We start from the raw sequence: 22,896 nt of genomic DNA, 5'->3' as shown, positions 1-22,896 counted from the left end.
TCCGTCAGCATTCAGAATCATACATCCTTATTCTCTCTCTGTGTCCTCTGCGTTCTCTGCGGTTAAATCATTCCGATACAACCGGAATCGATATTATGCTATCAGCGGGGGGTTTTGAACCCCCCGCTGATCTAGGGCAGGCGCTAAAATAGTGATCACCCCTTACCAATGCCTCTATGGAAATGACGTCAATACTTCGATCGCACTTGGTTGACTACTTTTTAATCAAGTTGTTGCTATCAAAGAATTTTGATAATTCTCCGGCAGCAATTCTATTTGCTACTTCATTGGGATGTTGATCGGTTTTGTGTACCCAAAGCTTGGAATCATTTTGACCAACGAATCCATTAAATAAATCCAAAAACGGAATTTTCAAAGAAGCACAATAGTCTTCTATTGTTTTGTGAATATGCGTAAATGGATAACTATTATCTAGTTTAAAGAGTACCGGGTATATTGTAACTACAAGCTGAAAATTCTGTTTTTCGGATAGCGTTTTTCCTGTCCTGAGCGCAGTTTTCATTGTTTGCCAACCGGGGCTATTTTCTAAATAACCATCTTGGTAATGACGAATCATCTGCTGATATAGAATAGGTTTTTCAATGCTACCGATCAAAGCGTTGATAAAAAACGAATTATTTCTAACTTGAGCTAGTACCTTTGGTCTAGACATAAAGTTAACTGTTCCTGTTCTGTCTGCATCATTCAAAAATACTACGATTACTACTACGTCTGGTTGGAATTTTATTACATATTCCTCAAGCAACTTGATTTGTTCTTTCGTGGATGTTCCTGAAATTCCAAAATTTAGAACCTGTGTTTTAGGATATTTGGATTGTATAGCGCGTTCAAAACTTACTGGCAAGGTATCGTTATCTTTTACACCTATCCCAAGGGTAAAGGAATCACCGAGGAATGCTATCCTGGTAATACCATTAGGTTTCTCAAAGGTTCGATCCAATCCCCGAAATCCTTTGGCATTTATGGTTCCTGACACTTCATTCTTTTCGTTAAAATATCTTCGAGGATTGTCTGGGTAAGTATACAATAACTTTCGGTTGGGTTTATAGGCATATATTTGTCCTGGAGCAAGTTCCTCCTGCCATATAACTACCCTAGAATCGCCTATATTTAAGAATCGACAAACTCCTTCTGCTAATAGAAAAGATAGTAGTATGCTAATCACTAATGTGTAGAACTCGTCATTTTTAAGGCGTTTCTTTGTGACAACAATAATTGCCAATAAAAAAATCATAAATGCTACTAAAGGGAGATCGATCATATGATTAGCGATTCTCATGTATTAGACATATCCTCATGAACGATGAAATTTATTAAAAACTAGGGCGTCGTGCACTCAGCCCCTTCAGCAGTTCTCATCCCTCCTATGAGAGTTTCGACTATTGCACATTGCTTACCACCGCCGTTAACAGCAGAAACTGTCACTACTAATCGTTTCTTAGTTGTATCTACTGGATCAGGGGGAAGTTCATTCACATTTCCCTGGTAGTTAAAAACAATCGAGTTGGCAGGGGTTAGGCTAACTGCATTGTGCGTGAGTTTAACTTGTCCGGCTTTAATTTCGCCTCCAGCGTCGAAAGTCACTGTTTGTAGAGGAGTGGTTGGGGCTGGAACTGTGTTAATTGTCGCTGTTGGCGGGTCAGTAGGAAGGAATGTAATTACTCGATCACTCTTAGTTCGCTTAGCATCGCTTTGTGCGCTTCGCAGGGTTTGGAAGACTCGATCGTTGACTGTGCGGACTCTTTGTCTGTTGATGAATCCCAGCCAGCTTGGGGCGGCGATCGAAGCAAATATACCTAAAATCAGGACTATGATCAGCACTTCTATAAGGGTGAATCCTGCATCGTTCTTTTTGGATGCAGTTTTGGGGAAATTTGGGCGGGATTTGGCGGTAGAGTTATGCAAAAGTTTTAATAATATTGGTGGGGTTTTCATAGTTTTCTCCTGTTTGGGCGATCGGCTGAGGGCGATTCGGAAATGTGTTTCAGCCATCAGTTACTTTCCTAGCCCACCTAGACCTTGTACTTGCACGGTTGCTGTTGGGAAAAATGCCGGACTTTTAGGGTTGTAAGGAGCATCCGCTTGAAGGCGACGGAGGCTGTTTCCTCTGATAGTAACTCTTGCTATGTTTTTAGATGTGTCAACACAAGCGTAAAAGCTGTAGGTTGGGTCGTTTTTTATTAGTAAATCGTTTGCATCGAATGTTGCTGGTGCTGGAGGTGTTACGGAAAGAAGAGTTTGACACTGAGCTCCGGTAGGTATTGGAACATTAGTGATACTGTGGTCGATATAATTAACCAATACTTCAGGAGGTGGAAAATTGGCTCCCGTCGTCACATCTACTGTGGGCTTATTAAAGTTAAAGCCTTGATTAAAGGCAGCACTCCCTTTTTGAGCATCACTTACATCTGCCGCATCGTAATAAGGTTTTGTGGCATCTACTGTGTAGGGATTTCTAACTGGCTCCCTAATTTCATAGCGAGCAATACGGGTAGGACAAGTCCCTCCTGAAGGCTGACACCAAATAGGGTTAGGAGTAGTATCTATAATCTGGTAGTATGCCACTAATGAAAGTACATAGGTGTCGTTACATTTATCTGCATTAGCTGTAATTGCACATTGGTTTGGTTTTATTGAATTGTTAATAGGAACAGCATTTTTAATCTGCTGTCGCTTCCAGAAGACTAGAATTGGAGTACCTTTGGTATTTGCAGGAGCCGGAGGAAGTTTAGTTTCGGGATTAATAGCAGTGATTCCTGCCTGATCGTAAATATAAATGGCTTGACTCAAATCTTGGGCGATGAAATCAACCGCCGCCTGAATATCTTGATCGGTGTTTGCTTTAACTTGTTCCCTCCTGTCGGTATTCAGCATATCGACTACAAAGGCGAGCATCGGCGTGATGATTAAAAATGCCATAATCGCTCCGACTAATAGCTCGACTAGAGTCATGCCCTTTTCTGTTTTAGTTGGGCGAGAGCGGTTTTGTTGGTGCTGACTTTTGAGAAGCAACCTGAGTAAAGTTTTCATTTTGACTGTTTCCTTTGTCAAATGGGGGAGCAATTTTAAATTTAATCACGGGGACTTTGGTTATTCTTTACAGCCATTCTTATTGTCGAGGCCGACGAGACGATCGCAAAAATTGTTGTAAGCACCTTGTCGATCGCTAGCGCCTATTTCTGTTCTCATTTCTACTAAAGGCGCGTTGAGATTTCCCAGCCCTGCGGTAGTAGTTCCTTGCTGTGCTTGTAAATCATTCTGAGTTTTTAGTGCTCCGACGCCACTAGCAAAAGAATTAGCCCTGTAAACGCGAACAATTAAGTTGTAGCCTGTTTTTACCGGATCTGTAGCTGATGAGTTGTAGTAGTAGCCCTGAACTACAAGGTCTTGATTGCTGTCTGCGGTACATTTTTGATCCGAATCTTTGTCTATGCAGTAAAGAGCGTTGATGTCGGTTGGGGCGAGGGTTTTCTCTAAATTATTGTTGGTTGTGGACGGAGCCGGAAACCCCGGAATAGGGCCTCCTTGTTTGAGCGACCCCGATCTGAGCACTTCTATATAGGTTTTGGCTGCTTGAGTTGCCATTTCTATGCGCTTGGCTTGGACGCGAGTTGCTACTGAGAAAGCCATCACAGGGGCGATCGCAATCATCAGCACCGAAACTACAATCATCGCTACCAATGACTCGATAATCGTGTAGCCGCCTTCTTGGGACTTATGTAAACTTTGTGGTTGTTGGCGTTTGGTCATGGTAAGCACTCCGCATTTGGAACTCAGGAATTTGAGTGTTTCAAGGGAAGGGAAGTTAAGGACAGCCTGCTGGTTTTGTAGCGCTGTCATTCATAGCATACTCAGATGGGTCGGCAGTACGATCAATCAATTTTTTAGCGCAGAGTAAAGACTTCACCCATTGATCGTCACGGCTGATTTCTCTGAAGTATTCGTCAGGTGTTTTCTGAGAAGCAGGGAGAGTGAATTTTTGGGCGAACAAGTCAGGGGGCTGGGAAAGCAAACCGACATCAAATCCCCATTCCCGATCAGGTGGAACGAAATAGCCGACCTTTCCTCCTACGGTTTCGATTTTGTACGGGCTGGCGCTATCGGATGGAGTTTCAAATAGCTTGGCAGTAAAAGCCGAACCGGTAGTAGCAAGCACTGATTGGTACGGAGCAGTTGCGTAAGCACTGCGCTTGAATTGGATAAAGGAACCTGCTATCAAGTTTTTTTGACCTTTCCAATTTTCCATAAAGCGCGGTAAGTTTTGCATACCACCATTGTTGTCGCCAAGGGTGGCAGAGAGCCGACGTGAAGGAACGTCATTTGAGGCGACTATGAGGTTAAACTCGGTAGTTTTTGCTTTTTGTATCCATCGCATCTCGTTGGCGTTGTTGCCTAGTGCAGGGGGATCAACAGCCGCAGGTTGAGAATTTGTTGCCTGAATCTGTAAAGTAGGTCTTAGCTGTGGCTGCTCAACTGTATTAGGAACTCCGCCAGTATTTGTTGGTAATTTGGCGTAAAACAGAGGTTGAGCGCTGGCATAGTTCCTTCCTCCCGCGGCAGTTGTTGTCGCATACCACAGAGCATTTGGTGCCACTGTAGGCGTAGTAGCAGAGGCTGTAGTTATGGAAGAAGTTCCGCCGTCCACAGGGACAGGAGCTGATGGCGCACCACCATAGAAAGCTACTGCAGTACCATTAATTCCCAGTGCCACAGGGATACTGCCATTCAAAACCAGCTTGTTTGCCTTACCACCTGAGATGTGTCGCACAAAAGCTAGGCGACGGGGATATCGTCTATCGGCTGGATCGATCGCTGGTCTAGCTGTTGTACCTGATAGAAGTTGAGCAAGAGGTGTAGCTGCTGGGACAAGGCTTGCTTTTTCTATTTCTTGTCGTGTTGGATTTGGTGTAGGAGGATCGAAATTATCAGCAGTACCAGCATCAATGCCAACTACCCAGTCATCAGGCCCGCAAGCTGAAACAGGCAACTTCCGGCATATTTCCATTACATATTCTGGAAAATTAGCCCGTCGCTGAACTGGCGTAACGAAATTGTTGAAGTATGAGCTATTGGGAGCATCACCTGTGTTACTGCTGTAGTTTGCGTCTGTTGGTGATTTGGTAGTCCCCGCGCTTTGCCCGAACTTTTCTTGGTTGATTATGTCAAAATGTGGCTTTACTGGAGCACCGCTACTCAAACCGTTAGTGACGTAGTTGTTAGCACCAAAACCGTTAATCCTGCGAGCGGCTTTAGCCGTTACATCGGTCTCTTTAACGGTAACGCCCGTATCGTTCGTAGTCCCATTTCCATTGAGGTCAAACCCGAAGTCAGCTTCATTAAAACCGACATCACTGGTGTCACCATCGCCATTTAAGTCATAGCCGACGATCGCGGTACCTGCATTATTTCTCAGGTCAAAATCTCCGTGATTGCGGGAACCGTACCGGAAGCCGTCCTGTAAATTACCTGACACTGGTGGCTCAGAGAGCAGGGTGATCGCATCCGAGAGCACTGTTGCGGCTCGCCAATTATCGCTGCCAGTGCATTTTGCTGAGTATCGGGGATCGCCGGAGCGACAAGCAAAATCGGGATTAAGATTGGCACCCAGGCGACCGTAGAAAGTGCTAGGAGTCCAATCAAAAGCAGTTGCAACACCTGTACCAAATTCTCTCTGGGTGTGTTTGTTGAATTCGCCTTGGATGTACACCGGCAGGTTAGAAATTAACAGCAGACCCTTCTCTTTGAGTACGTCTGTCACCGTCTTTACAGTTGTCGGGCGACCCAAGCTAGATCCGTTAATCAGCATAATTCCGTGGGGGCGGCGGCTGGGGTCTAGCCGAGAATCCGTTGAACTGCTTAGTTTGCTGCGGGTTTCATCAATGGCGGCACCAAGACTATTGGGAGTGCGATCGCTGCGATCGGGTGCTGCGTCGTCGCGGCTGGCGTAAATTAGGCCACTGTAAGGCAGCATATACTCTGGGCTAAGGGTGTTGATGACTGGCAATCGATTGTAGGGGATCGTTTTGTTCTTGAGCTTCTGGATATCTAATTGCGTAACCCGGATTTCTAGGGGTTCTCGTTCTGCTAGAGCCAGGTCGTAATTTCCTGTTAGTTTAGCGCTCTGAGTGCGAGCCATCAAGCCGCTACCAGCGGATGAACTTAAAGGACTGCTGAGGCTATAAGTCTCGTCCACCGCAGTAGTTGTATCATCCTTGTCGATCGCCTTAACTTCCCTAGGATTGAGAAAAGCAACTTCTCGAATTGTCCCGTGATCCAGATAGGTCTTGTCGGGGCTAAGGCTGCCATCTAAAATTCCTAAAGAGCAAAGAGTAGAGTCGATCGCAGCTTTTTCCGACAAGGTACGTTCCGTGTCAACCTTCTCCAAAGCCTTCCTTAAGTTCTCGTTGACAAACCGACCGTCTGGGAAGACGAGACTGGCTTGATAGTTCAAGCGTTGATCTCTTGTTCCAGCAGCCAGCGGCACCAGACTCAATGCGTCTGTCTGGAGAGCCGTCGTCAAAATTGCACCTATCGCCGATCTCCCTGTTGGAGGGCCGTAGACGATGCCGTTGTTGGATTTACCATTTGCGTTTTGTCCCTCTGGCAAACCTGGACGGTTGAGACTGGAATCAAATAGAGTTGTACCTTTGCTGTATCGGTAGCTCGGATCGTAATAGCTGCTAACACAAGCCAGCGGGGTATCAGCTAATTTAGCACCTTGATCGCTTGGGTTGTTTGCGTAGTGATAGATCGCAGTGGCGCGCATCCGCAAGTCGCCCTTAGCATACTTGGGAGTCTTGGGGTCAATGGTTCCCGTTAAGTCTGCCGTCAGAGTTTTGGGCAAATCTTCCCAAGTCGTCTCTGGCAAAAGCTCCCAGGGGTCATTACCAACGGCAGCCTGATTGTTATAGACTTTAGAATTTGGGCCCGGTGACATCGGCATGGAGTCCGGCCAAACAACGGGAAATTTTTCTACAGCAGTAGTTGTCGGATCGTCGTAGAACTCTGATACTTGATCGGTTGGAAGAACAGCAGCAGGGTTGAATACTTTAGGAGGTGGCAGGAAAGAGTTGGTGCGCTCGTAAACGCCAGCCCCGGTGATTACCCGCAGTCCACCGATGCCATCAACTGCTGTTTTAGGTGCTTGGGCCGCACTTTTTTCCCAGAAGCCGTCACGGTCTGCTCCCCCTACATCAGCGAATTGCTTCACTTGGGGCTCCCGGTAGCGCTCGCCCCCATCCTTCCAATTAACTCCCAATAGGTCTCTTCCTTCTTCACCTTCACCCACAAATTTTCCCAGTGTTAGATCCCATCGCAGTGCTGGCAGGTTGTTTCCTACGGTTATGCGATCGCCTAACTCGGATTCTTTATTATCTTCCTGTACCTTTTCCGGGCTGTTGGCTGGTAGCCTGACACTTGCAGTATCGAGTTTTGTGTTCGCATCCGAAGGTATAACCCAAGCATCCACCGGTCGCAGAGCCTCACCAGTACCGCCGAAGGGAGATGTAGTTACGATTTTTGTTGCAGGGTCAACATAGCCAGCCAATGCGTCTTCAGTGGCCGACACTTCTGCAAACGGCACCTTGCGCGTCCGCAATCTAAAGTAAGATTCCAGTTTTTCTCCGCGAATCTCCTTTTGACGATCGGCGCTGGGAGCAGTGGGGTCAGTTTCTTCTTCCACTTGTTTAGCAATGGCATTTTTAACTTCCTGGGGATCGGAAGTCGCAGCATTTTTTTCCTGTTCGGAAACTAATAGACCGATGCGATCGGAATAAGCCTTGTTATTATACATGACCCCCAAAGCACCCTCTTTGTAGGCTACAGATTGGTCGCTTGGGCCTTTGATTGCTTTTGTGGTGACTGGATCGGTAGCCTCTTTCCCAAATAGATGAACGGCTATTTCTTGGCCAGTTGCGCCATCATTTCCCGACCAGCCGTTAACCACATTACCACTAACGACTATTTTACTATTTTCTAGGTTGTAGAAACACGATTCTTTGCTGCTAACGAGATAGAACGCTACCGGGCCCTTGTCCGTGGTAGTGACCATAAAATTACTGTTAGTAAATATCCGTCCATTCAGACGCAGCGGCGGGCCTGGAGATACTTCTAAATCATCTTCATAAACCACCGCATTATTTTGTAGTGGAATGCGTTTTTGGTCTTGTTGATACTCCAAAGCTGAGAAACTTGGAGTTCCTTTGAATTTACCTTCGATCGGCACGTTTGCTGTGTATACAAAGAAGCTTTTTTTGAGTACGCCCTCACCTTTGTACCAGTCCGTACTGCCTACCAAACTAGCGCTAGTACCTGCTGCTGCTTTGCAGATATCGCTACCTTGGGATAGCGACATCGGAGGGGTTCTGGCTTCTAAACTATTTCTAGATCTATTAAAGTCTCCTGTCTCCTGATCGCGAGGAGGGCTGCGAAAATATATCCCGTATAAAGTATAGGTGTCATTTACACCATTGTTGTCAGTATCAACAGGGAACCTCCAAGCGGTATTTATACTGTCGTCATTTCCAAGCTTAATCTGTAGAACCTCCTCATCTCCAAATTTAAAACGATCTGAATCCAGCGCTTGGTAAACGCTCAAGTCTGATGGTGTATCAAGTGTTCCGCTTCCTTGAGGGGATAAGGCATACTGAATTTTTGCTTTCGCCCGATCGAGCGCGGGAGTCGCGGCCGCCAGCACCTGCTGGTTCACGCGCACGTTACGGGCCGTATTTGCCCGATCGAACGATCGCAGAGTAATCGCCACCGTCAACAAGATTACTACCAGCAACACCATCGTCACCGTCGGCAGCACAAAGCCCGCCACTGGCAGTTGTGCCCGGCGGCTCATAGCCATGAGGGCTTGCAGCATTGCTCTCATCAGCCGTTTCGCCCCAGATCTGGTCACGCCCGCAATCCGCCGCAACAGCACTACGATAACTTTGGATAATTTGCTTTTAAACATTGACGCCTTCCTGAATAATTTCAGAGATGGTATTGCAGGTAGATACTGCTCAACAGTACGATCCCACCTTTATTGTTCCCAATTTCCACAACATCCATATCAACCCTTGCAGAAATTTACAAAATGTGCACTTTAGCGAAAAAATAAAACCGACAAACGGGCGATCGAACTCGCAGGCAATATATTTTTTTCCCAAAGATTTGCTCCGCAAGGATTTGGGCTGGGTAACTCCACTCTAGTCTAGTTCTATCCTATTGTCAGCGTTCAGCCCTAAAGTGATTTCGATCGCTATTGAAGTGCGATCGCGATCGTTTCCAATTCATCGCCGGGGCGCATTTGATAAAATAACGGGTTCCTATGCTCTGCCTATAAACCCCTATCAACGAGGCTAGGGCTCGATTTTTAAGCGCGAGCCCTAGCCTCTGAATCTGCGTTACCAGAACAGGGTAATGAGTAAAGGGCGGTTTTTCGGGTGAATTTTCGGGTTAAATTGACAGGATTCGGGCGCGGCGGCCAATCCCTAGGAGGTCGATCGACCATAGGGCAGCAACAATTTTTCACGCTGGGTATTAAAATGGCGATCGATTATTAAGAGCTACAAAAATTCAACAACTGTGAAACCAACCCCAAATTCCCCACATTTCATCATCATTGGCGCTCAAAAAGGCGGCACAACATCCCTCTACACCGGTCTCACCCAACATCCCCAAATCGCCCCCGCCGCTGTCAAAGAAATACATTATTTTGACCTCCAATTCGACAAAGGCCCAGAATGGTATTACTCCCAATTTCCCACAGCAGCAGAACGCGGACACAAAATTACCGGAGAAGCCAGCCCCTATTACATTTTTCACCCCCAAGTTCCGCAGCGAATTTACGATTTGTGTCCAGAAGTCAAATTAATAGTTTTGCTGAGAAACCCTGTAGACCGCGCGATTTCCCACTACTATTACTATATTAAGATTAAATACGAATCATTATCTTTTGAAGAGGCGATCGCCCTAGAACCCGAAAGACTAAAAGGCGAACTAGAAAAACTCCTAGCCGACCCAACTTACTTTAGTTACGAACACCAACACCACTCTTATTTAAGCCGCGGCATCTACGCCGACCAACTCCCAGCTTGGATGAAACTATTTCGTAAAGAACAACTTTTAATCCTCAAAAGCGAAGATTTATATACCAATCCGGCAGTCACCTACAACAGCGTGTTAGAATTTCTAGGCTTGCCGCCGCACCAACTCAAAGCATACCAAAAACACAACGCTACCCAATATTCGCCTGTGGACGAGAAAGTATACGAGCAATTGAAAGCGTATTATCGATCGCACAATCAGAGATTAGCTCAATTGTGCGATCGAGACTTCGGCTGGGACTAAAATCATCAATCTGACCGGGGTTAAAAACCCCTGCCGGAATTGCACCGAAAGCCCACTGCTGAGACGGCAAAAAGCCATGCCTGACTCTCTACCCGCAGCTAAACTTTCAACAAATATTATGAAAGCCAACCGAAATCAGGTTAAAATAAAAGCAGAATAAATCCTGCAATCTACAATATCTGGTTTAATTATGCCACTCAAACTTCATGTTCCCTCGATCGTCTGTGCCGGCTGCGGAACCACTATTACCGAAGCCATCAAAACAGTTGAATCCGATGCTAAAGTCGATGTAGATATAGCAGCCAAGACTGTCACCGTGGATGCCAAAGCCTCGGAAGAGTCTATTAAACAAGCTGTAGTTGCTTGCGGTCACACTGTTGTCGAAGCATAATATCAGGCTCAGCCTTGGTTTCTAGTCGGGGCAGTTTTAAAGATAAATCTTTGGTTGGAGAGGGCGAGTTTATAAATATTTTCGATGTGTATCAAAGATTATCTGTGAACTCGTCCCTAAAAAATCCGACCCGACAAGAATTCCCAATGACTACTGACTAATGACTACTGACTAATGACTACTAACTACTAACTACTAACTAATTTAAGATTGTTCGTCCAAATGTTCGGCGACTGCTCGGTACAGTTCTAAAACGTGGCGATCGAGTAAACTATAAAAAACTTGTCTGCCAACTTTGCGATAACTTACCAACCGCAACGCCCGCAACGCCCGCAACTGGTGCGATACCGCCGATTCGCTCATACTCAAAGCCGCCGCCAAGTCGCACACGCACAATTCTTGATTTGCCAACACCGACACCAGCCGCAGCCGGTTCGCATCTCCCAAAAGACTGAAAAACTCTGCCATGCGCTGAGCTTTTGCCGTGTTGAGCACCTGTGTTTGCATTTCCCCAGCCCGCACGTTGTCAACTATATGCGGGCGATCGCACATTGGTGTATCATTTTTTTGATCGGGCTGAGCAATCGCTCCGTTAACAGCAGACTTCGGTGGCATCTCGATCCCGGCTTGTTTTAATTCTCATTTTCATTTTAGTGCTATTCGCTTACCTTTTGTTACAAAACTTTGACCTCTCCTTGACATTAATCTGAATATATGTTCACATATTAGTAGAGCGAAACAAATCCACCAGGAGAATCTCAAATGACTACAGCCACCCAAACAAAATGTGCTTGTCCTTCGTGCGTGTGCGCTGTCACCCCCAGCGATGCCATTGAAAAAGACGGCAAAACATACTGTTCCACAGCTTGCGCCGACGGACATCCCAACGGCAAAGGCTGCGGCCACGCCGGCTGCGAGTGCCACAAATAAATATTTCGGTTCAGAATAGGTTCACTAACCGTAAAATATATCTCAAGGGAGATGCGAACAGCGCATTTCCCAATTTTTGTGCTTTTAGGTTAACTTAAGGTTAAAATACGGGTAATTAAAGGTTAAAATTCCCTTAACAGGCTAAGTACAAAGCGAAAAAGCAAAATTGTTGCCAGCGGAATACAATAAGAGTAAGTTAGCATCGCGATACTAAGTGCAAAGACTGCTATTAATAGCAGAGAGAGAACCAAAATTTGAATTAGGAGGGGCCTATGAAAGAGCGGGAAGATTTTTTACATCCTCGCAATCGCTACTACGGTGATTTTACGCCAGAAAACTTGGCGTTTAATGCCAACTTGCAGGAATTTGCTCAGAAAATAACTTATATTTGCTCGCTGGAAACAGGAGGGAAGATTAGCGCGGAAAAAGCCTATAAAGATATTAAGGCTCTTTGGAAAAACTTAAAATCCTCTAAGAAGCAATTGGGAATTGGCCAAAAACCCCCCACTAGCGATGATGAGGAAAATTTGCCTTAAATTCATCGCAGATGCAGCAACTGCAATCGAAAACCCCTGCGATTGCGATAGCTGCGTTTTGCTGTGCACTCAGCAAATGTAGGGAGCTTTCGGGCGCACGTAGCTTAACCGTAGGGCTTGCACTGCACACCAACAATTTTAAGCTATAGCGGTTATCAAGCATTGTGAGGTATGCCCTATTCCCTATGCCGCATAGTACCTCATATCAAAGCTTGAAAGGCTATATCTCGATAAATTCTGCGATTGCTTCCCTGTGTTTCACCCACCTCGCAATGACAGTAAATATAATTGCTTGCTCAACAAGTTTGTCGTGCGCGATGCACGCCCTAGGGGAGCAAAGTACAATTGCCGCCGAGTCCAGAAGTAATTGCACAAGTATTAGTTTTCAGCATTCCTTCATAGGTATCAGCACCGGTGCCGGGGCCTCCTAACTCGTCGCTATAAAGTTCTTTGTCAGAAATTTTGACATTTGCTTCCCTCGCTACAGTCTCCATTAACTTGGGATTAGTTGTGGTTTCTACAAAAATTGTTGGCACTCCTGCGGTCTTAATTTCTGATGATAATTCCGCGATTCTTGCTGCAGCGGGCTGTTCTTCTGTGGTCACTCCTTGCAAAGCTCCAGCAATTTCTAAGCCGTAAGCATTGGCATAGTAACTCAGTGCATCGTGAGTTGTGACTAATTTGCGTTGGTTGACGGGAATTGTCGCAATTTGTGCTTTAATCCAAGTATCTATTTTTATTAAATCATTTGTTAGTTTGGCGGCATTTGTGGTGTAAAGTTGAGCATTTTTTGGAGAAACTTTGCTCAATTGGTCGCGAATTATTTCTACCATGCGGATGCCATTTTGAGGATTGTGCCAAACGTGAGGGTCGGGGACTTTTTCGTCGGTGGCTGGGGATTTTTGTTCTGCTTTTTCTTCCCCCGGTTCGTGTTCGTGTTCGCCCATTAGCGGTTTGGGAACGGCGAGCTCGTGTACGGCGATTTGGGGTGCGAGATTGCTGCTAGATTTAATTAATTTAATGATGCTTGGTTCGTGGTTGTAGCCGCCGTATAAAATCAAATTGCCCGTTTCAATGGCTTTGCGGTCTTCTGGCTTGGTTTGGTAGGCGTGGGGGTCTTCTCCGGGCTTGATGAGACAGGTGGTGTCGATCGAACTTTGGGCTATTTCCTTGGTTATATCGCAGATAACGCCAGTGGTGGCGACGACTTTCGGCAAGTTGACGTCTTTACTTTGGGGGGTGGAATTGCTGGCTTGGGGGCCCAAACTGCACCCAACCAGCCCGAAACCCATTGCCAAAACCGCCACACTGCACAATCTGCGGGTTTTTCCGGTCAATTTTTGTAACATTTTTAGCTCTGGAATGATAATCGTTATTACTTTTAGAGTTATCCTATTCTAGTAGCTACGAACAAGAATCGTTCTCAAAATCTGGAATTATGTTAGAAGTGCAAGATTTGGCTGTGAATTATCGAGGAATTTCGGCCCTCAACAGCGTGAATTTCGAGTTAGAACCCGGACAGTTAACGGGGGTGTTCGGCCCCAACGGCGCGGGGAAAAGCACGATGGTGAAAGCGATGCTGGGATTGATCCCGACCTGTCGGGGTTTGGTAAAATATCAGGGGCGGTTGTTGAAGGAACAGTTGTCGCGGGTGGCTTATGTGCCGCAGCGATCGCAAATTGACTGGGATTATCCGATTACTGTGCAAAATGCGGTGATGATGGCGCGGACTGTCCAGACTGGTTGGTTTCGCAGTTTCTCGAAGCAGTCGCAGGAATTGGTGAAAACTGCTTTGCTGCGAGTGGGAATGTGGGATTTGCGCGATCGGCAAATTGGCGAACTCTCCGGGGGACAGCAGCAGCGGATTTTCTTAGCAAGGGCGATCGCCCAACAAGCCGATTTATTCTTCTTCGACGAACCATTTAATGCGATCGACAAAGCAACAGAAGAAATTATTTTCGATATTTTTGCCGAACTCAAAGCCGAAAATAAAACATTGCTAGTAATCAGTCACGATTTAGGCGAAACCTTAAAACAATACGATAATTTATTGTTACTCAACAAACGATTAATTGCCGCTGGTTCCAGCCGGGAAGTCCTCACCGCAACCAATATTCAAAAAGCCTATGGATACGATTTCAGCTTAGTTGCAGCGTGAGACAAAGGGGAAGTCCCTTCTTCCTTCTTCCTTGGTGTCCTAGCGCTGACGCGCGGCTTCGCCTAAAGCGTCTTCGCGGTTCAATCATCTTCCATCATCCGTTAAATCCGTTGCCGAACTTCCTTCTTCTATAAATGTTAAATTTGCTGATTGAGCCATTAAAATTCGAGTTCATGCGAAACGCGATCGCCGTCGGCATTTTGCTAGGAATACTCTGCGCCGTAGTCGGCTCCTACTTAATTGTACAACAAATGGGAATGATGGTAGACATGATCGCCCATTCAGTATTAGCAGGATTGCCCGTTGCTTTTTCTTTAGGATTCAATATTTCCATCGGCGCTTTTATATCGGGAATTATCAGCGCCGTAATCATGGCGTGGATTCAATCGCAATCGCGCATAAAAATTGATGCTATCATGGCATTAATTTTGTCTACATTTCTAGCAATTAGCGTCACCTTAATTAGCATACTACGAACAACAAAACTAGACTTAGACGGATTTTTGTTCGGGAATATCTTATCAGTTGCACCCGCTGACGTGCAGCAGACTTTTATCATAACTATGATAATTTTGGCGGCGGTTAAAATCTTTTACAAAGAACTTCTATTCTATACCTTTGACCCTTTGGGAGCGCAAGCGTCAGGTTTGCCCGTAAACTGGATTTACCTGGGGATGATTTCGGCGATTACCCTGACAATTGTCGCGAGTTTGCAAACTGTGGGGGCGCTGTTAGTAATTTCGCTATTAATCGGGCCGGGAATTACGGCGTATTTGTTGGTAAAAGAGTTACATTTAATGATGGGATTGGGAGCGCTTATTGGAATTGTAGCTAGCGTGGCTGGGATGTATTTTAGCTATTATTTGAATATGCCGTCTGGTGCGGCAATTGTATTAGTTGTGTTTGGATTATTTTTGGTTGCTTTGGTGTTCAGTCCCAGTCAAGGAATTTTGACGAGAAAGAAAGGATCATAGTCCGATTTTAGATTTTAGAATTAATTATGACTAAAACTCTTGTATAAATCTTGGATTGATAGGTTAACCGTAGATGTATAGCCTTTTTCAGAAAGATGAGGTACTATGTGGCATAGGGCATAGGGCATACCTCACGACGCTTGATAACCGCTATAATACCAATTCCGGTTGCACTCATACATGATGTTAACAGTCAACAGTGAATTTAGGCGTTGCTGATTTACGGTATGAAAGGCTAAATATGCAAGTTATAGAAACCAGAATCCACAAAACTTCTGAATGGGAGCATCTCACTTTTGCGGCCCAGCTAACAATTGGAGGTAGGAGACAGGAGACAGGAGGAAAGAGGAAGAAAGAAGGAGTCAAAAGAAGTATTTTTACAAATATGAGATGCTCCCAGGGGTCGTCACCATTTTACTAGAAAAGCAGACCTCAAAGTCATAAAAAAGTTGGCATCAATTTATTCATTTGTGACCCCATCTTCCAGAGAATTATACTTCGATCCATCAGGCATAATAGCACCTATGAGCAAAGCACCACTCAGGTCAGAAATACTAACTTTAGCACCTTTTAGATTTGCACCACTTAGGTAGGTACTATTCAGATTAGCACCACTCAAACTCGCATTTCTCAAATTGACACCGCTCATATTTGCGTTACTCAAGTCCGCACAAATTAAATTAGCGCCACTGAGGTTGGCATTACTGAGATTAACCTGACTCAAGCGAGCAAAACTCAGGTTGGCATCACTGAGATTAGCACCCGCAAGTTTAGCTTGACTGAGGTTAGCATTATCGAGGTTGGCATGGCTCAAATTTGCATTACTGAGATCCGTCTTACTCAAATTGGCTGCACTCAGATTGGCCTGAGAGAGATTAATAGCTATTAACTCTGCATCAGGAGAATCCAAACCTCTCAGAGAAACACCATCTGAGTTCAAATCTTGGAGTGCCAGAATTCTTGCATAGCTAACTTTTACGCTGTGTGCTGCATCAACTGTACTCCAAGCTTGGTAGTGAAATTGCTTCCGGCGATCGGGAGCTTCCTTAATGAATAAAACTAAAGCAACGACAAGACTGAGAGCATCAGCACTCTCCAAAATCTCTGCCAGCAGAGAATTTTCCGCCGCGTTTACATAAATTATGATGAACAAAACGGCTGAAACGCTAGCCACTAACCAGGCGGGTTGTGTCCAAAAATTATCAATGAATTTTCCTAAAATTCCTTTAAGAACTTCACCCAATCGCTGAACCAATGATTGACCCTGAAATTGCTGATAACTATCAGTTATTTTCAAGAGTATTTTTTGGATAATTTCACCATCCAACTGAATTGGTACTAAAGGCTTTTTCTGTTCCTCGGTTGGCGGCGCGATCGGCTTAGATTCGTTCAGTAATTGTGTCTTTGATTCTTTTGGCTGATTGTGGGTGACATCTTTTTCATGTGGGACAACCTTTGGTGTAGAAACTGCACCTGCGCCTTTTAACATCAAATCAGTAATTGCTCTGTAGGCATCTGTCCACGCCAGCTTTACTTCGGGAGTCCAATCTTGCTGGAGAGACTGCTCAAAAGCCATCAGCAGTGCTTCTCCAACTGGACCATAATATTTAGGAATTACCCCATAGCCGATGTGTCTGCCTCCCAAGGCGTTCAGAACTGGGCCTAAAGCCTCGGGAGAGCGGAGATTTTCTACTACCAATACCAAAGCATTTATGAGCTTCTTCTGTTGTTTTTCAATAGCGATATTGGCAAACAGCGGTTTAAATTCTGGGTGAGCGATGAAGAGGTTTTCGTAGAAGTTAGCGGCAAATTCATCAGCACGAGGTTTGATTTTCTCGAAACTGCTTTCCAGTATATCTACGGCAAATTTTGGCTCTTTTTCTGGAATTAATTCTAGTTGGTGATTAGCTGGTACAGTCACCGATTTTTCTGGAATTACCTCTGTTTCTAATTTAACTTTTTCAGGTGAAGAAACTACACCTGCGCCTTTTAACATCAAATCAGTAATTGCTCTGTAGGCATCTGTCCACGCCAGCTTTACTTCGGGAGTCCAATTTTGCTGGAGAGACTGCTCAAAAGCACTCAGTAGTGCTTCTCCAACTGGACTGTAATATTTAGGAATTACTCCATAACCGATGTGTCTGCCTCCCAAGGCATTTAGAACAGGCTCCAAAGCTTCTGGAGAGCGGAGATTTTCTACTACTAAAACCAGAGCCTTAATCAGCTTCTTCTTTTGCTTTTCCATATCAGTTGTAGCAAACAGCGGTTTCAACTCTGGGTGAGTTGTAAACAATTTTTCGTAGAAGGTAGCGGCAAATTCATCAGCACGAGGTTTGATTTTTTCGAAACTTTGCTCTAAAAGTTCAACATTTAAAGACATATTTTTCTTTCTCTCTTGAAAGTTGACGATCCCTTGTCTAAAGACAGGGTTTTTTAACTATCCGGCTGTGATGAATGCTTTTGATAGAGTGTTTGGAACCTGACAGTTTCTTGGCTGACCCCAGGGCCAGATATTACAAACTCAAATTTTCCAACTCTTGCGACAGGGCAGCCATAAAGTCTTCTGCATCCTTGATGCCCATCTCCCCTAAAGCTTTCCACTCCTCGGTACTGTAATCTAAATCGAGTCCCATCACGTCTTGCGTCCAATAAGGCAAATTAGATGGGTTTTCCATTAGCTCACAGGTGATCCTTAAGATTTCTGTTCCGGTTGTATTTTTTCTAACCTTTGTCGCCAAACAAAAGGAGAGTAACTTCGCCAAATTACTTTCGGGTGGCATGGATATTAGAAATGCCATATTTTGTGCTAGTACAAACTTGTCTAACTTCATTGGGATATTTTCCTTTTTCTAGTTTTAAGGTACTCACGTAAGTATTTTTTGGGTTCTCTCGTAGTTTCGGTTTTGAGCAAATAAATTAACGGGGTTTTCCGCCTAAATGCAGCGGTTTAAGGCGTAATTTTCAGATTTGCCAAATTCCACTCAAATTACAGATAACGCCATAGAAACCATAGCATAGGACAGGGCAGCGATCGCAAACGTAACGAATGATGTTGTACTGTAACGAACCTGGTCGATCGCCCATAACTTCTGCCGGGAACCAACCTATTTTTTGAGAGTCGGCTTCAGTAATGAAACCGATGCGATCCACCTCGTATTTGCAATATACATTTTGGCAGTTTTTGACCCTTCTTTTCTCAAGCTTTGTGAGAAAAAAAGGGTCTAGAACCCTAAAGTTCGTCCAGCTTCAGATCGTCAATATAAAGCAAGAAGAAACCGCCAAACACTGATAGTACAGCACGCAAAAATGGTTGCATCGGAATTTTGTAAAAGAAACCCCAGACACCGCACCAACATAAGATGATGGCAATGAGAGTATAAATAGTAGACAAGCTGGGATACTTATTTTTGAAGTTATGAAATACTTTCTCCCTAAAATTCATAGCCTCGAAAGGTTTTTCTGAAGGAGTTTTTCTCCCAAATAGCAACTCCTTCAAGGATAGGTCGTCTAAGAGAAGCATTATCAGGCCAAGCGCTAACAAACTAAGATAGTGCAGAATAACTTCAGGAGAAAATTCAGGGGCGCGTGTTTCTAACAAATTTTCTCCACCAGCCCATGAGTCAACTATAGTGAAAGAGCCAGTCCAGATAGCAATGATGTTGAAAAAAACGTAGAAAATGTGAAAATTGGGATATTTTTCCTTGAGGACACCGAAAAACTTCTGTCGCCTGCCGGAACGACGAGAATGCTTTTTTTGCAAGTCTTCAACGGCGGCTTGAACGGGTTTTTGAGGTTGCATATTAGGTTCCATGATTGCTCCTTTGTAAGTAAAGATTTAAGATGTTGCCGAAGGTAATATTCAAGTGAAATTAGAGAGCGTCTCAAATGGTTATAATGGTTATTCCGTACTTGTAGTGAAAAACAGCCTATTAGTAATTTGAGTTAAGCATAAGCTTAGTTGATCGCTAGGCGTGACATTGCCTTAACTGAGTGACTTCAGCCACTCGTGAAGGGCATCAGTTGTCAAGCCAAGCTGCAAAGTTTCTGCAACTGTTTCCATTGCTTTGATTTCTTCGGGTTTAAGTTGCCGATCGGCTAAAGCTACCCGTCCCATCAACTCAAAAATTTCTTGACGACTAAATAAATTGAGCGCTCCAAGATTAGCCAGGTCTAAGGCTTGCGCTAAAATGGTCTTGAACTCTTCCCACCAAGGCAGATATTCCCATTGCGGTACAAACTCTGCTTTGTGTGTGCGGATCTTTATCAGAAAAAATTGTTGACAGATCCTACAAATCTCGTCCTGGACCGCACCCAATATCTAAAATTGATGTCGGCGAGCGTTGGAGGTAGCGATCGGACATACGTTTAGATACCTCAGCGTTGCAATCTTTATACACTTGTTCATAAAATGCAGGATCGCGATACAACATATTCTGAATAAATGCAGCCTGATTCAGTTCTTACTTAAACGGTTGCTCATCGGTCGGTAACATCATTTAATCCTGGATTTGTGAATAACGCTGGAAAATTTACATGATTCTTAGTCACCCCGACTCCTATCGACAAGAGACAAAGTTAATAAGCTCGGTATGCTTGCAGATAATCATAGCAGGGATATTGACAAATATAGCAACCGCCTTGGGGGTTATGGCATAAACTGGAAGTAGTCCCTTTTGCTGCAAGCGATCGCTGTCCGATCTTTCAACTATCGCATTTAATTTGAGAGACCAACCTACCAGATGTCAATCTCTAAGGCTTTCCGAAACCGCTCCTGCTTTCCGATACACGGACGTTTCCGAAACGAGATGGGAAATTTTGCCATTACTATCATCTTCTCGTCCGATTTCAATACCTTTGGGAATAGCAGCAAGTTTGATGCCTTCAGAGTCGAACCGTCCCTGAATCATGCGGATAACGTCTGAGTGAACTGTCCAAAAATCTTCTTTTTTCACCCACCCATCTGCCTTCAAACTGATGTAATAGTCTTCAATGCTCCACAGTTGGGTGCTGGGGGCCGGCTCTGCCAAAACGCCAAAACGCCAAAACTTTGGGGTGCGATTTCAGAATTTCTACGAGCAATTGCTCCACCTTCGCGAGGTTTTCTTCAAAGTCAATATCGAAATTGACGAAAAGTGGCTCAAATGAATCTATAAATTGCTCCTCTATTGAACTTGGAGCTGACAGAATTTACAAAAATTATGTCAGCTCCATTAGTATCAATTCCGGGCGATCGCCACTTATGCTCCAACTGGGGATGCAGTAGCAGAGACGACGTTCAGGTTAGCAACCAACCCATAGGTTGATACGTACTCTTCTAATTCTGCTAAATCGACAGTGCCATTGCCATCGCTGTCAAGAATGTTGAACAGATAATCAGTGACGTAGCTTCTGACTTCTTCAGAGCTACGTTCGCCTGTTGTCATATCTTCTATTAGCCCTAACAACTCCGTAATTTCGGCTCGATCGAGCGACTTACTTCCATCCGTATCTAATTGCAGGAACAGCTTTTTGATATCTTCTGTTGCCACTCTCGAAGAACGCAGTGTTTCTCTCAGTATGTCATTGCCAAATGAATTCATGAACAATATCTGTTCGATGAGTGGGATGCAGAAAAAGCCCAGCGAGGCCCAAAAAACTGCATACTTCACCTCCGAAGTAGTTGCACTAACACCGATAAAAAGAGCTGCCCAAAGGAAAAAGTTTGGGTTCACAAGCAAGATATAAGCATCGCGAGCTTCTGCCTTACTTAGCTTGCCCTTTGTAAACACTGAGGTTAATGTAGCTACTACCCGCATCGAGACAAAGACCAAAGTTGCAATTGCCAGTTGTTGCAGACAAGCTAGCGATCGCGCTGTATCCGTTGAGGAAAATATATCGCTGAGGAATGTTGCCGGAGTAAACTGAAACCCGGTTGCCAAAGCCATTAATGCAACAGCCAGCACACCGATAAATTTCCAGTTTTTACTGTGGTGGTTTGATTCTACAGGAGATTTGTCGCGCCAAAACTGGGCGATCGCTCCCGGTATTGCCAGACCTAAAATTAAAATGATGCCGAAAAAGATCAGGCTGTCAACGTTAATGGGTAAATTGGCAACCTTCAATGTAGCCAGAAGCGCCAGTGGAGCAACGATTGATAGCGTTCTTGACAAGAGAGCCGACGGATAAAGATTACCGCCCCAAAGCACCGATAAAACTGGGGAAGTCAGGGCTGGCGGAACCATCCAAAACAGCACCCACAAAACTTTGTACAAATCGGCTTCGCTCTGATATAAAAATCCAGAAAATATTAAAAATAGACCAACTGCCCATCTCACTGCCATCCACCCGTAAACTAGATACTTCACAGTTGAAGTTACTTTGCGTTTACTGGCGGCAAAGTCAATGTCCAGGTAGGTATAAAATGTTGAAGCGGCAAGACACGCAACAATTATCGATCGAAATAGCGCTGACGGAATCCCTCCAGCTCCGCCACTGATTGCCCCTACCAAACTTCCCAGTAAGAAGGCGGTGGCATAGATCAAAATCGCCCACATAATTGAAAGATCGTTGATCTCTTTCCGCAGGGAAGCAGCACTGCCGGATTCCTTATCGCGAAACTTGACGAGATCGACACCGCTGAGAGCTTTACCGTTGGGGAGTTTCAGGTGTTTGTAAGCTGTAGGGGGTAAGCCGCTTAAATAAAGTGCTAGAGGCTCCAGTACATATTGGTGGCACACTACTAGAACTGTTTCTCCCCGTTCCAAGTGCGGTACAACTTTGTCCTCGTAGAAACGGGCAGCGCGAAAGTAAACTTGGGCAATCTTTTCGCCAGCCGGAGGTGCTTCGTTGTGCGAGTGCAACATTTCCTCGAAGCCTTCGTAGCCCAGGGCTAGACGCAGCAAATTTAGGTTGCGACCCGCAAAAATGCCAAAGGATTTTTCGCTAATGCGGTGGTCTATCTGAACGGGGATATCGGGCGACTTTAGTGCCTGACTTTCAGCAAGGGCGATTTCACAGGTTTGCCGCGCCCGTCTCATGTGAGAGACATATACTGCGTCAAACTTTGTACCTTTTTTCTTGAGGTCAACACCTGCTTGACGCGCTTGCAATCTACCAAATCCTGTCAGGTCAACATCCAAAACTCCTGCAAAAATGTTGCGTTCGTTACTGGTACTTTCACCGTGCCGAATAAAGTAGACACGTCCTAGCTCTTCTGCATTGAATTCTGTATTGAATTCTGTTTTTGAAGCGGCGGAAGTAGTGGCGGTTACATTCTGGGATGTACCTGGAACTTTGATCGATCCATTTTCGGTACTTTGTACCTGGTCATCTAACTTTCTAGTATTCACAATTTACTTTACTACCCCTTAAACAGGATTTAGATTGTTTTGTAAAGTTGAAGTTTCCGACTTTCAAGTCAGATATGCTAACGACAAAAAGCACTCTGCTACGAAAGCAAGGTCTTTGACCGTGCTGAGTATAGTCTGAGCTAAACCTTTGGGAGTGTAGCAACACTCACTAATTGATGCAGGAGCGATCGCACAACACACAACATCAAGACTAGCCTAA

At 44.8% G+C, this 22,896-nt stretch carries 19 protein-coding genes; 6 read left to right on the top strand and 13 right to left on the bottom strand.

Going from position 1 to position 22,896, the window contains the following annotated elements; all coding sequences use genetic code 11:
• Positions 1–214: 214 nt before the first annotated feature.
• The 5 genes from QT998_RS11655 to hpsA are packed head-to-tail and all read right to left on the bottom strand — an operon-like array spanning position 215 to position 8,980.
• Complete coding sequence (locus QT998_RS11655) at positions 215–1,282, bottom strand: SGNH/GDSL hydrolase family protein (protein WP_333117507.1); 1,068 nt, start codon at positions 1,280–1,282, stop codon at positions 215–217.
• A 59-nt stretch (positions 1,283–1,341) separates the two neighbouring features.
• Positions 1,342–2,013 carry a pilus assembly FimT family protein gene (locus QT998_RS11650; protein ID WP_333117509.1) on the bottom strand — a complete coding sequence of 224 codons (672 nt, stop codon included), beginning with the start codon at positions 2,011–2,013 and terminating at the stop codon, positions 1,342–1,344.
• A gap of 3 nt (positions 2,014–2,016) precedes the next feature.
• On the bottom strand, positions 2,017–3,051 hold the full coding sequence (hpsC, locus tag QT998_RS11645; RefSeq protein ID WP_333117511.1) for a hormogonium polysaccharide secretion pseudopilin HpsC: 1,035 nt from the start codon (positions 3,049–3,051) through the stop codon (positions 2,017–2,019).
• 60 nt (positions 3,052–3,111) lie between these two features.
• A complete protein-coding gene (gene hpsB / locus QT998_RS11640; RefSeq protein ID WP_333117513.1) occupies positions 3,112–3,771 on the bottom strand; it encodes a hormogonium polysaccharide secretion pseudopilin HpsB in 660 nt (219 codons plus the stop codon).
• A gap of 55 nt (positions 3,772–3,826) precedes the next feature.
• Positions 3,827–8,980: a hormogonium polysaccharide biosynthesis protein HpsA gene (hpsA, locus tag QT998_RS11635; RefSeq protein ID WP_333117514.1), complete on the bottom strand. Its 5,154-nt coding sequence runs from the start codon at positions 8,978–8,980 to the stop codon at positions 3,827–3,829.
• Between the two features lie 614 nt (positions 8,981–9,594).
• Here hpsA and QT998_RS11630 point away from each other — a divergent pair.
• Complete coding sequence (locus QT998_RS11630) at positions 9,595–10,359, top strand: sulfotransferase domain-containing protein (protein WP_333117518.1); 765 nt, start codon at positions 9,595–9,597, stop codon at positions 10,357–10,359.
• A gap of 190 nt (positions 10,360–10,549) precedes the next feature.
• Positions 10,550–10,750, top strand: coding sequence for a heavy-metal-associated domain-containing protein (locus tag QT998_RS11625; protein WP_194011982.1), 201 nt, complete (start codon positions 10,550–10,552; stop codon positions 10,748–10,750).
• A gap of 204 nt (positions 10,751–10,954) precedes the next feature.
• Here QT998_RS11625 and QT998_RS11620 read toward each other — a convergent pair whose 3' ends face one another.
• Positions 10,955–11,365, bottom strand: a complete 411-nt coding sequence (locus QT998_RS11620) for an ArsR/SmtB family transcription factor (RefSeq protein WP_333117520.1) — start codon at positions 11,363–11,365, stop codon at positions 10,955–10,957.
• A 147-nt stretch (positions 11,366–11,512) separates the two neighbouring features.
• Between QT998_RS11620 and QT998_RS11615 the strand changes: the two genes are divergently transcribed.
• Positions 11,513–11,680 carry a metallothionein gene (locus QT998_RS11615; protein ID WP_333117521.1) on the top strand — a complete coding sequence of 56 codons (168 nt, stop codon included), beginning with the start codon at positions 11,513–11,515 and terminating at the stop codon, positions 11,678–11,680.
• A gap of 272 nt (positions 11,681–11,952) precedes the next feature.
• Positions 11,953–12,216: a DUF7219 family protein gene (locus QT998_RS11610; RefSeq protein ID WP_333091422.1), complete on the top strand. Its 264-nt coding sequence runs from the start codon at positions 11,953–11,955 to the stop codon at positions 12,214–12,216.
• 326 nt (positions 12,217–12,542) lie between these two features.
• Here QT998_RS11610 and QT998_RS11605 read toward each other — a convergent pair whose 3' ends face one another.
• Positions 12,543–13,565: a metal ABC transporter solute-binding protein, Zn/Mn family gene (locus QT998_RS11605; protein ID WP_333117522.1), complete on the bottom strand. Its 1,023-nt coding sequence runs from the start codon at positions 13,563–13,565 to the stop codon at positions 12,543–12,545.
• Positions 13,566–13,654: 89 nt separating this feature from the next.
• Between QT998_RS11605 and QT998_RS11600 the strand changes: the two genes are divergently transcribed.
• Together QT998_RS11600 and QT998_RS11595 are read left to right on the top strand one after the other, a co-directional pair.
• On the top strand, positions 13,655–14,374 hold the full coding sequence (locus tag QT998_RS11600) for a metal ABC transporter ATP-binding protein (RefSeq protein ID WP_333117524.1): 720 nt from the start codon (positions 13,655–13,657) through the stop codon (positions 14,372–14,374).
• Positions 14,375–14,508: 134 nt separating this feature from the next.
• The gene (locus QT998_RS11595; RefSeq protein ID WP_333117525.1) at positions 14,509–15,348 is read left to right on the top strand and encodes a metal ABC transporter permease; all 840 of its coding nucleotides are present in this window, start codon (positions 14,509–14,511) and stop codon (positions 15,346–15,348) included.
• Positions 15,349–15,808: 460 nt separating this feature from the next.
• Here the strand turns inward: QT998_RS11595 and QT998_RS11590 are convergent, their stop codons facing one another.
• The 6 genes from QT998_RS11590 to QT998_RS11565 form a co-directional block, all read right to left on the bottom strand.
• A complete protein-coding gene (locus QT998_RS11590; RefSeq protein ID WP_333117527.1) occupies positions 15,809–17,728 on the bottom strand; it encodes a globin domain-containing protein in 1,920 nt (639 codons plus the stop codon).
• A gap of 133 nt (positions 17,729–17,861) precedes the next feature.
• Entirely contained in the window at positions 17,862–18,023 is a 162-nt protein-coding gene (locus tag QT998_RS11585; RefSeq protein ID WP_333091412.1) for a hypothetical protein, read from the bottom strand.
• A gap of 554 nt (positions 18,024–18,577) precedes the next feature.
• Positions 18,578–19,147, bottom strand: a complete 570-nt coding sequence (locus QT998_RS11580) for a hypothetical protein (RefSeq protein ID WP_333218006.1) — start codon at positions 19,145–19,147, stop codon at positions 18,578–18,580.
• Between the two features lie 183 nt (positions 19,148–19,330).
• Positions 19,331–19,663 carry a hypothetical protein gene (locus tag QT998_RS11575; protein ID WP_333195062.1) on the bottom strand — a complete coding sequence of 111 codons (333 nt, stop codon included), beginning with the start codon at positions 19,661–19,663 and terminating at the stop codon, positions 19,331–19,333.
• Positions 19,664–20,090: 427 nt separating this feature from the next.
• Positions 20,091–20,375, bottom strand: a complete 285-nt coding sequence (locus QT998_RS11570; RefSeq protein ID WP_333091408.1) for a mechanosensitive ion channel family protein — start codon at positions 20,373–20,375, stop codon at positions 20,091–20,093.
• A gap of 210 nt (positions 20,376–20,585) precedes the next feature.
• Positions 20,586–22,676: a histidine phosphatase family protein gene (locus QT998_RS11565; protein WP_333117529.1), complete on the bottom strand. Its 2,091-nt coding sequence runs from the start codon at positions 22,674–22,676 to the stop codon at positions 20,586–20,588.
• Positions 22,677–22,896: the final 220 nt, after the last annotated feature.

This window comes from Microcoleus sp. S1D4, assembly GCF_036700765.1.
Lineage (GTDB): Bacteria > Cyanobacteriota > Cyanobacteriia > Cyanobacteriales > Microcoleaceae > Microcoleus.
This window is presented reverse-complemented; position numbering and strand designations above follow the sequence as displayed.

Coding starts and splice junctions, on each gene's coding strand:
- QT998_RS11655 (WP_333117507.1), bottom strand. CDS start 1,282: ATGATCGATCTCCCTTTAGTAGCATTTATGATTTTTTTATTGGCAATT.
- QT998_RS11650 (WP_333117509.1), bottom strand. CDS start 2,013: ATGGCTGAAACACATTTCCGAATCGCCCTCAGCCGATCGCCCAAACAG.
- hpsC (WP_333117511.1), bottom strand. CDS start 3,051: ATGAAAACTTTACTCAGGTTGCTTCTCAAAAGTCAGCACCAACAAAAC.
- hpsB (WP_333117513.1), bottom strand. CDS start 3,771: ATGACCAAACGCCAACAACCACAAAGTTTACATAAGTCCCAAGAAGGC.
- hpsA (WP_333117514.1), bottom strand. CDS start 8,980: ATGTTTAAAAGCAAATTATCCAAAGTTATCGTAGTGCTGTTGCGGCGG.
- QT998_RS11625 (WP_194011982.1), top strand. CDS start 10,550: ATGCCACTCAAACTTCATGTTCCCTCGATCGTCTGTGCCGGCTGCGGA.
- QT998_RS11620 (WP_333117520.1), bottom strand. CDS start 11,365: ATGCCACCGAAGTCTGCTGTTAACGGAGCGATTGCTCAGCCCGATCAA.
- QT998_RS11615 (WP_333117521.1), top strand. CDS start 11,513: ATGACTACAGCCACCCAAACAAAATGTGCTTGTCCTTCGTGCGTGTGC.
- QT998_RS11610 (WP_333091422.1), top strand. CDS start 11,953: ATGAAAGAGCGGGAAGATTTTTTACATCCTCGCAATCGCTACTACGGT.
- QT998_RS11605 (WP_333117522.1), bottom strand. CDS start 13,565: ATGTTACAAAAATTGACCGGAAAAACCCGCAGATTGTGCAGTGTGGCG.
- QT998_RS11600 (WP_333117524.1), top strand. CDS start 13,655: ATGTTAGAAGTGCAAGATTTGGCTGTGAATTATCGAGGAATTTCGGCC.
- QT998_RS11595 (WP_333117525.1), top strand. CDS start 14,509: ATGTTAAATTTGCTGATTGAGCCATTAAAATTCGAGTTCATGCGAAAC.
- QT998_RS11590 (WP_333117527.1), bottom strand. CDS start 17,728: ATGTCTTTAAATGTTGAACTTTTAGAGCAAAGTTTCGAAAAAATCAAA.
- QT998_RS11585 (WP_333091412.1), bottom strand. CDS start 18,023: ATGGAAAACCCATCTAATTTGCCTTATTGGACGCAAGACGTGATGGGA.
- QT998_RS11580 (WP_333218006.1), bottom strand. CDS start 19,147: ATGCAACCTCAAAAACCCGTTCAAGCCGCCGTTGAAGACTTGCAAAAA.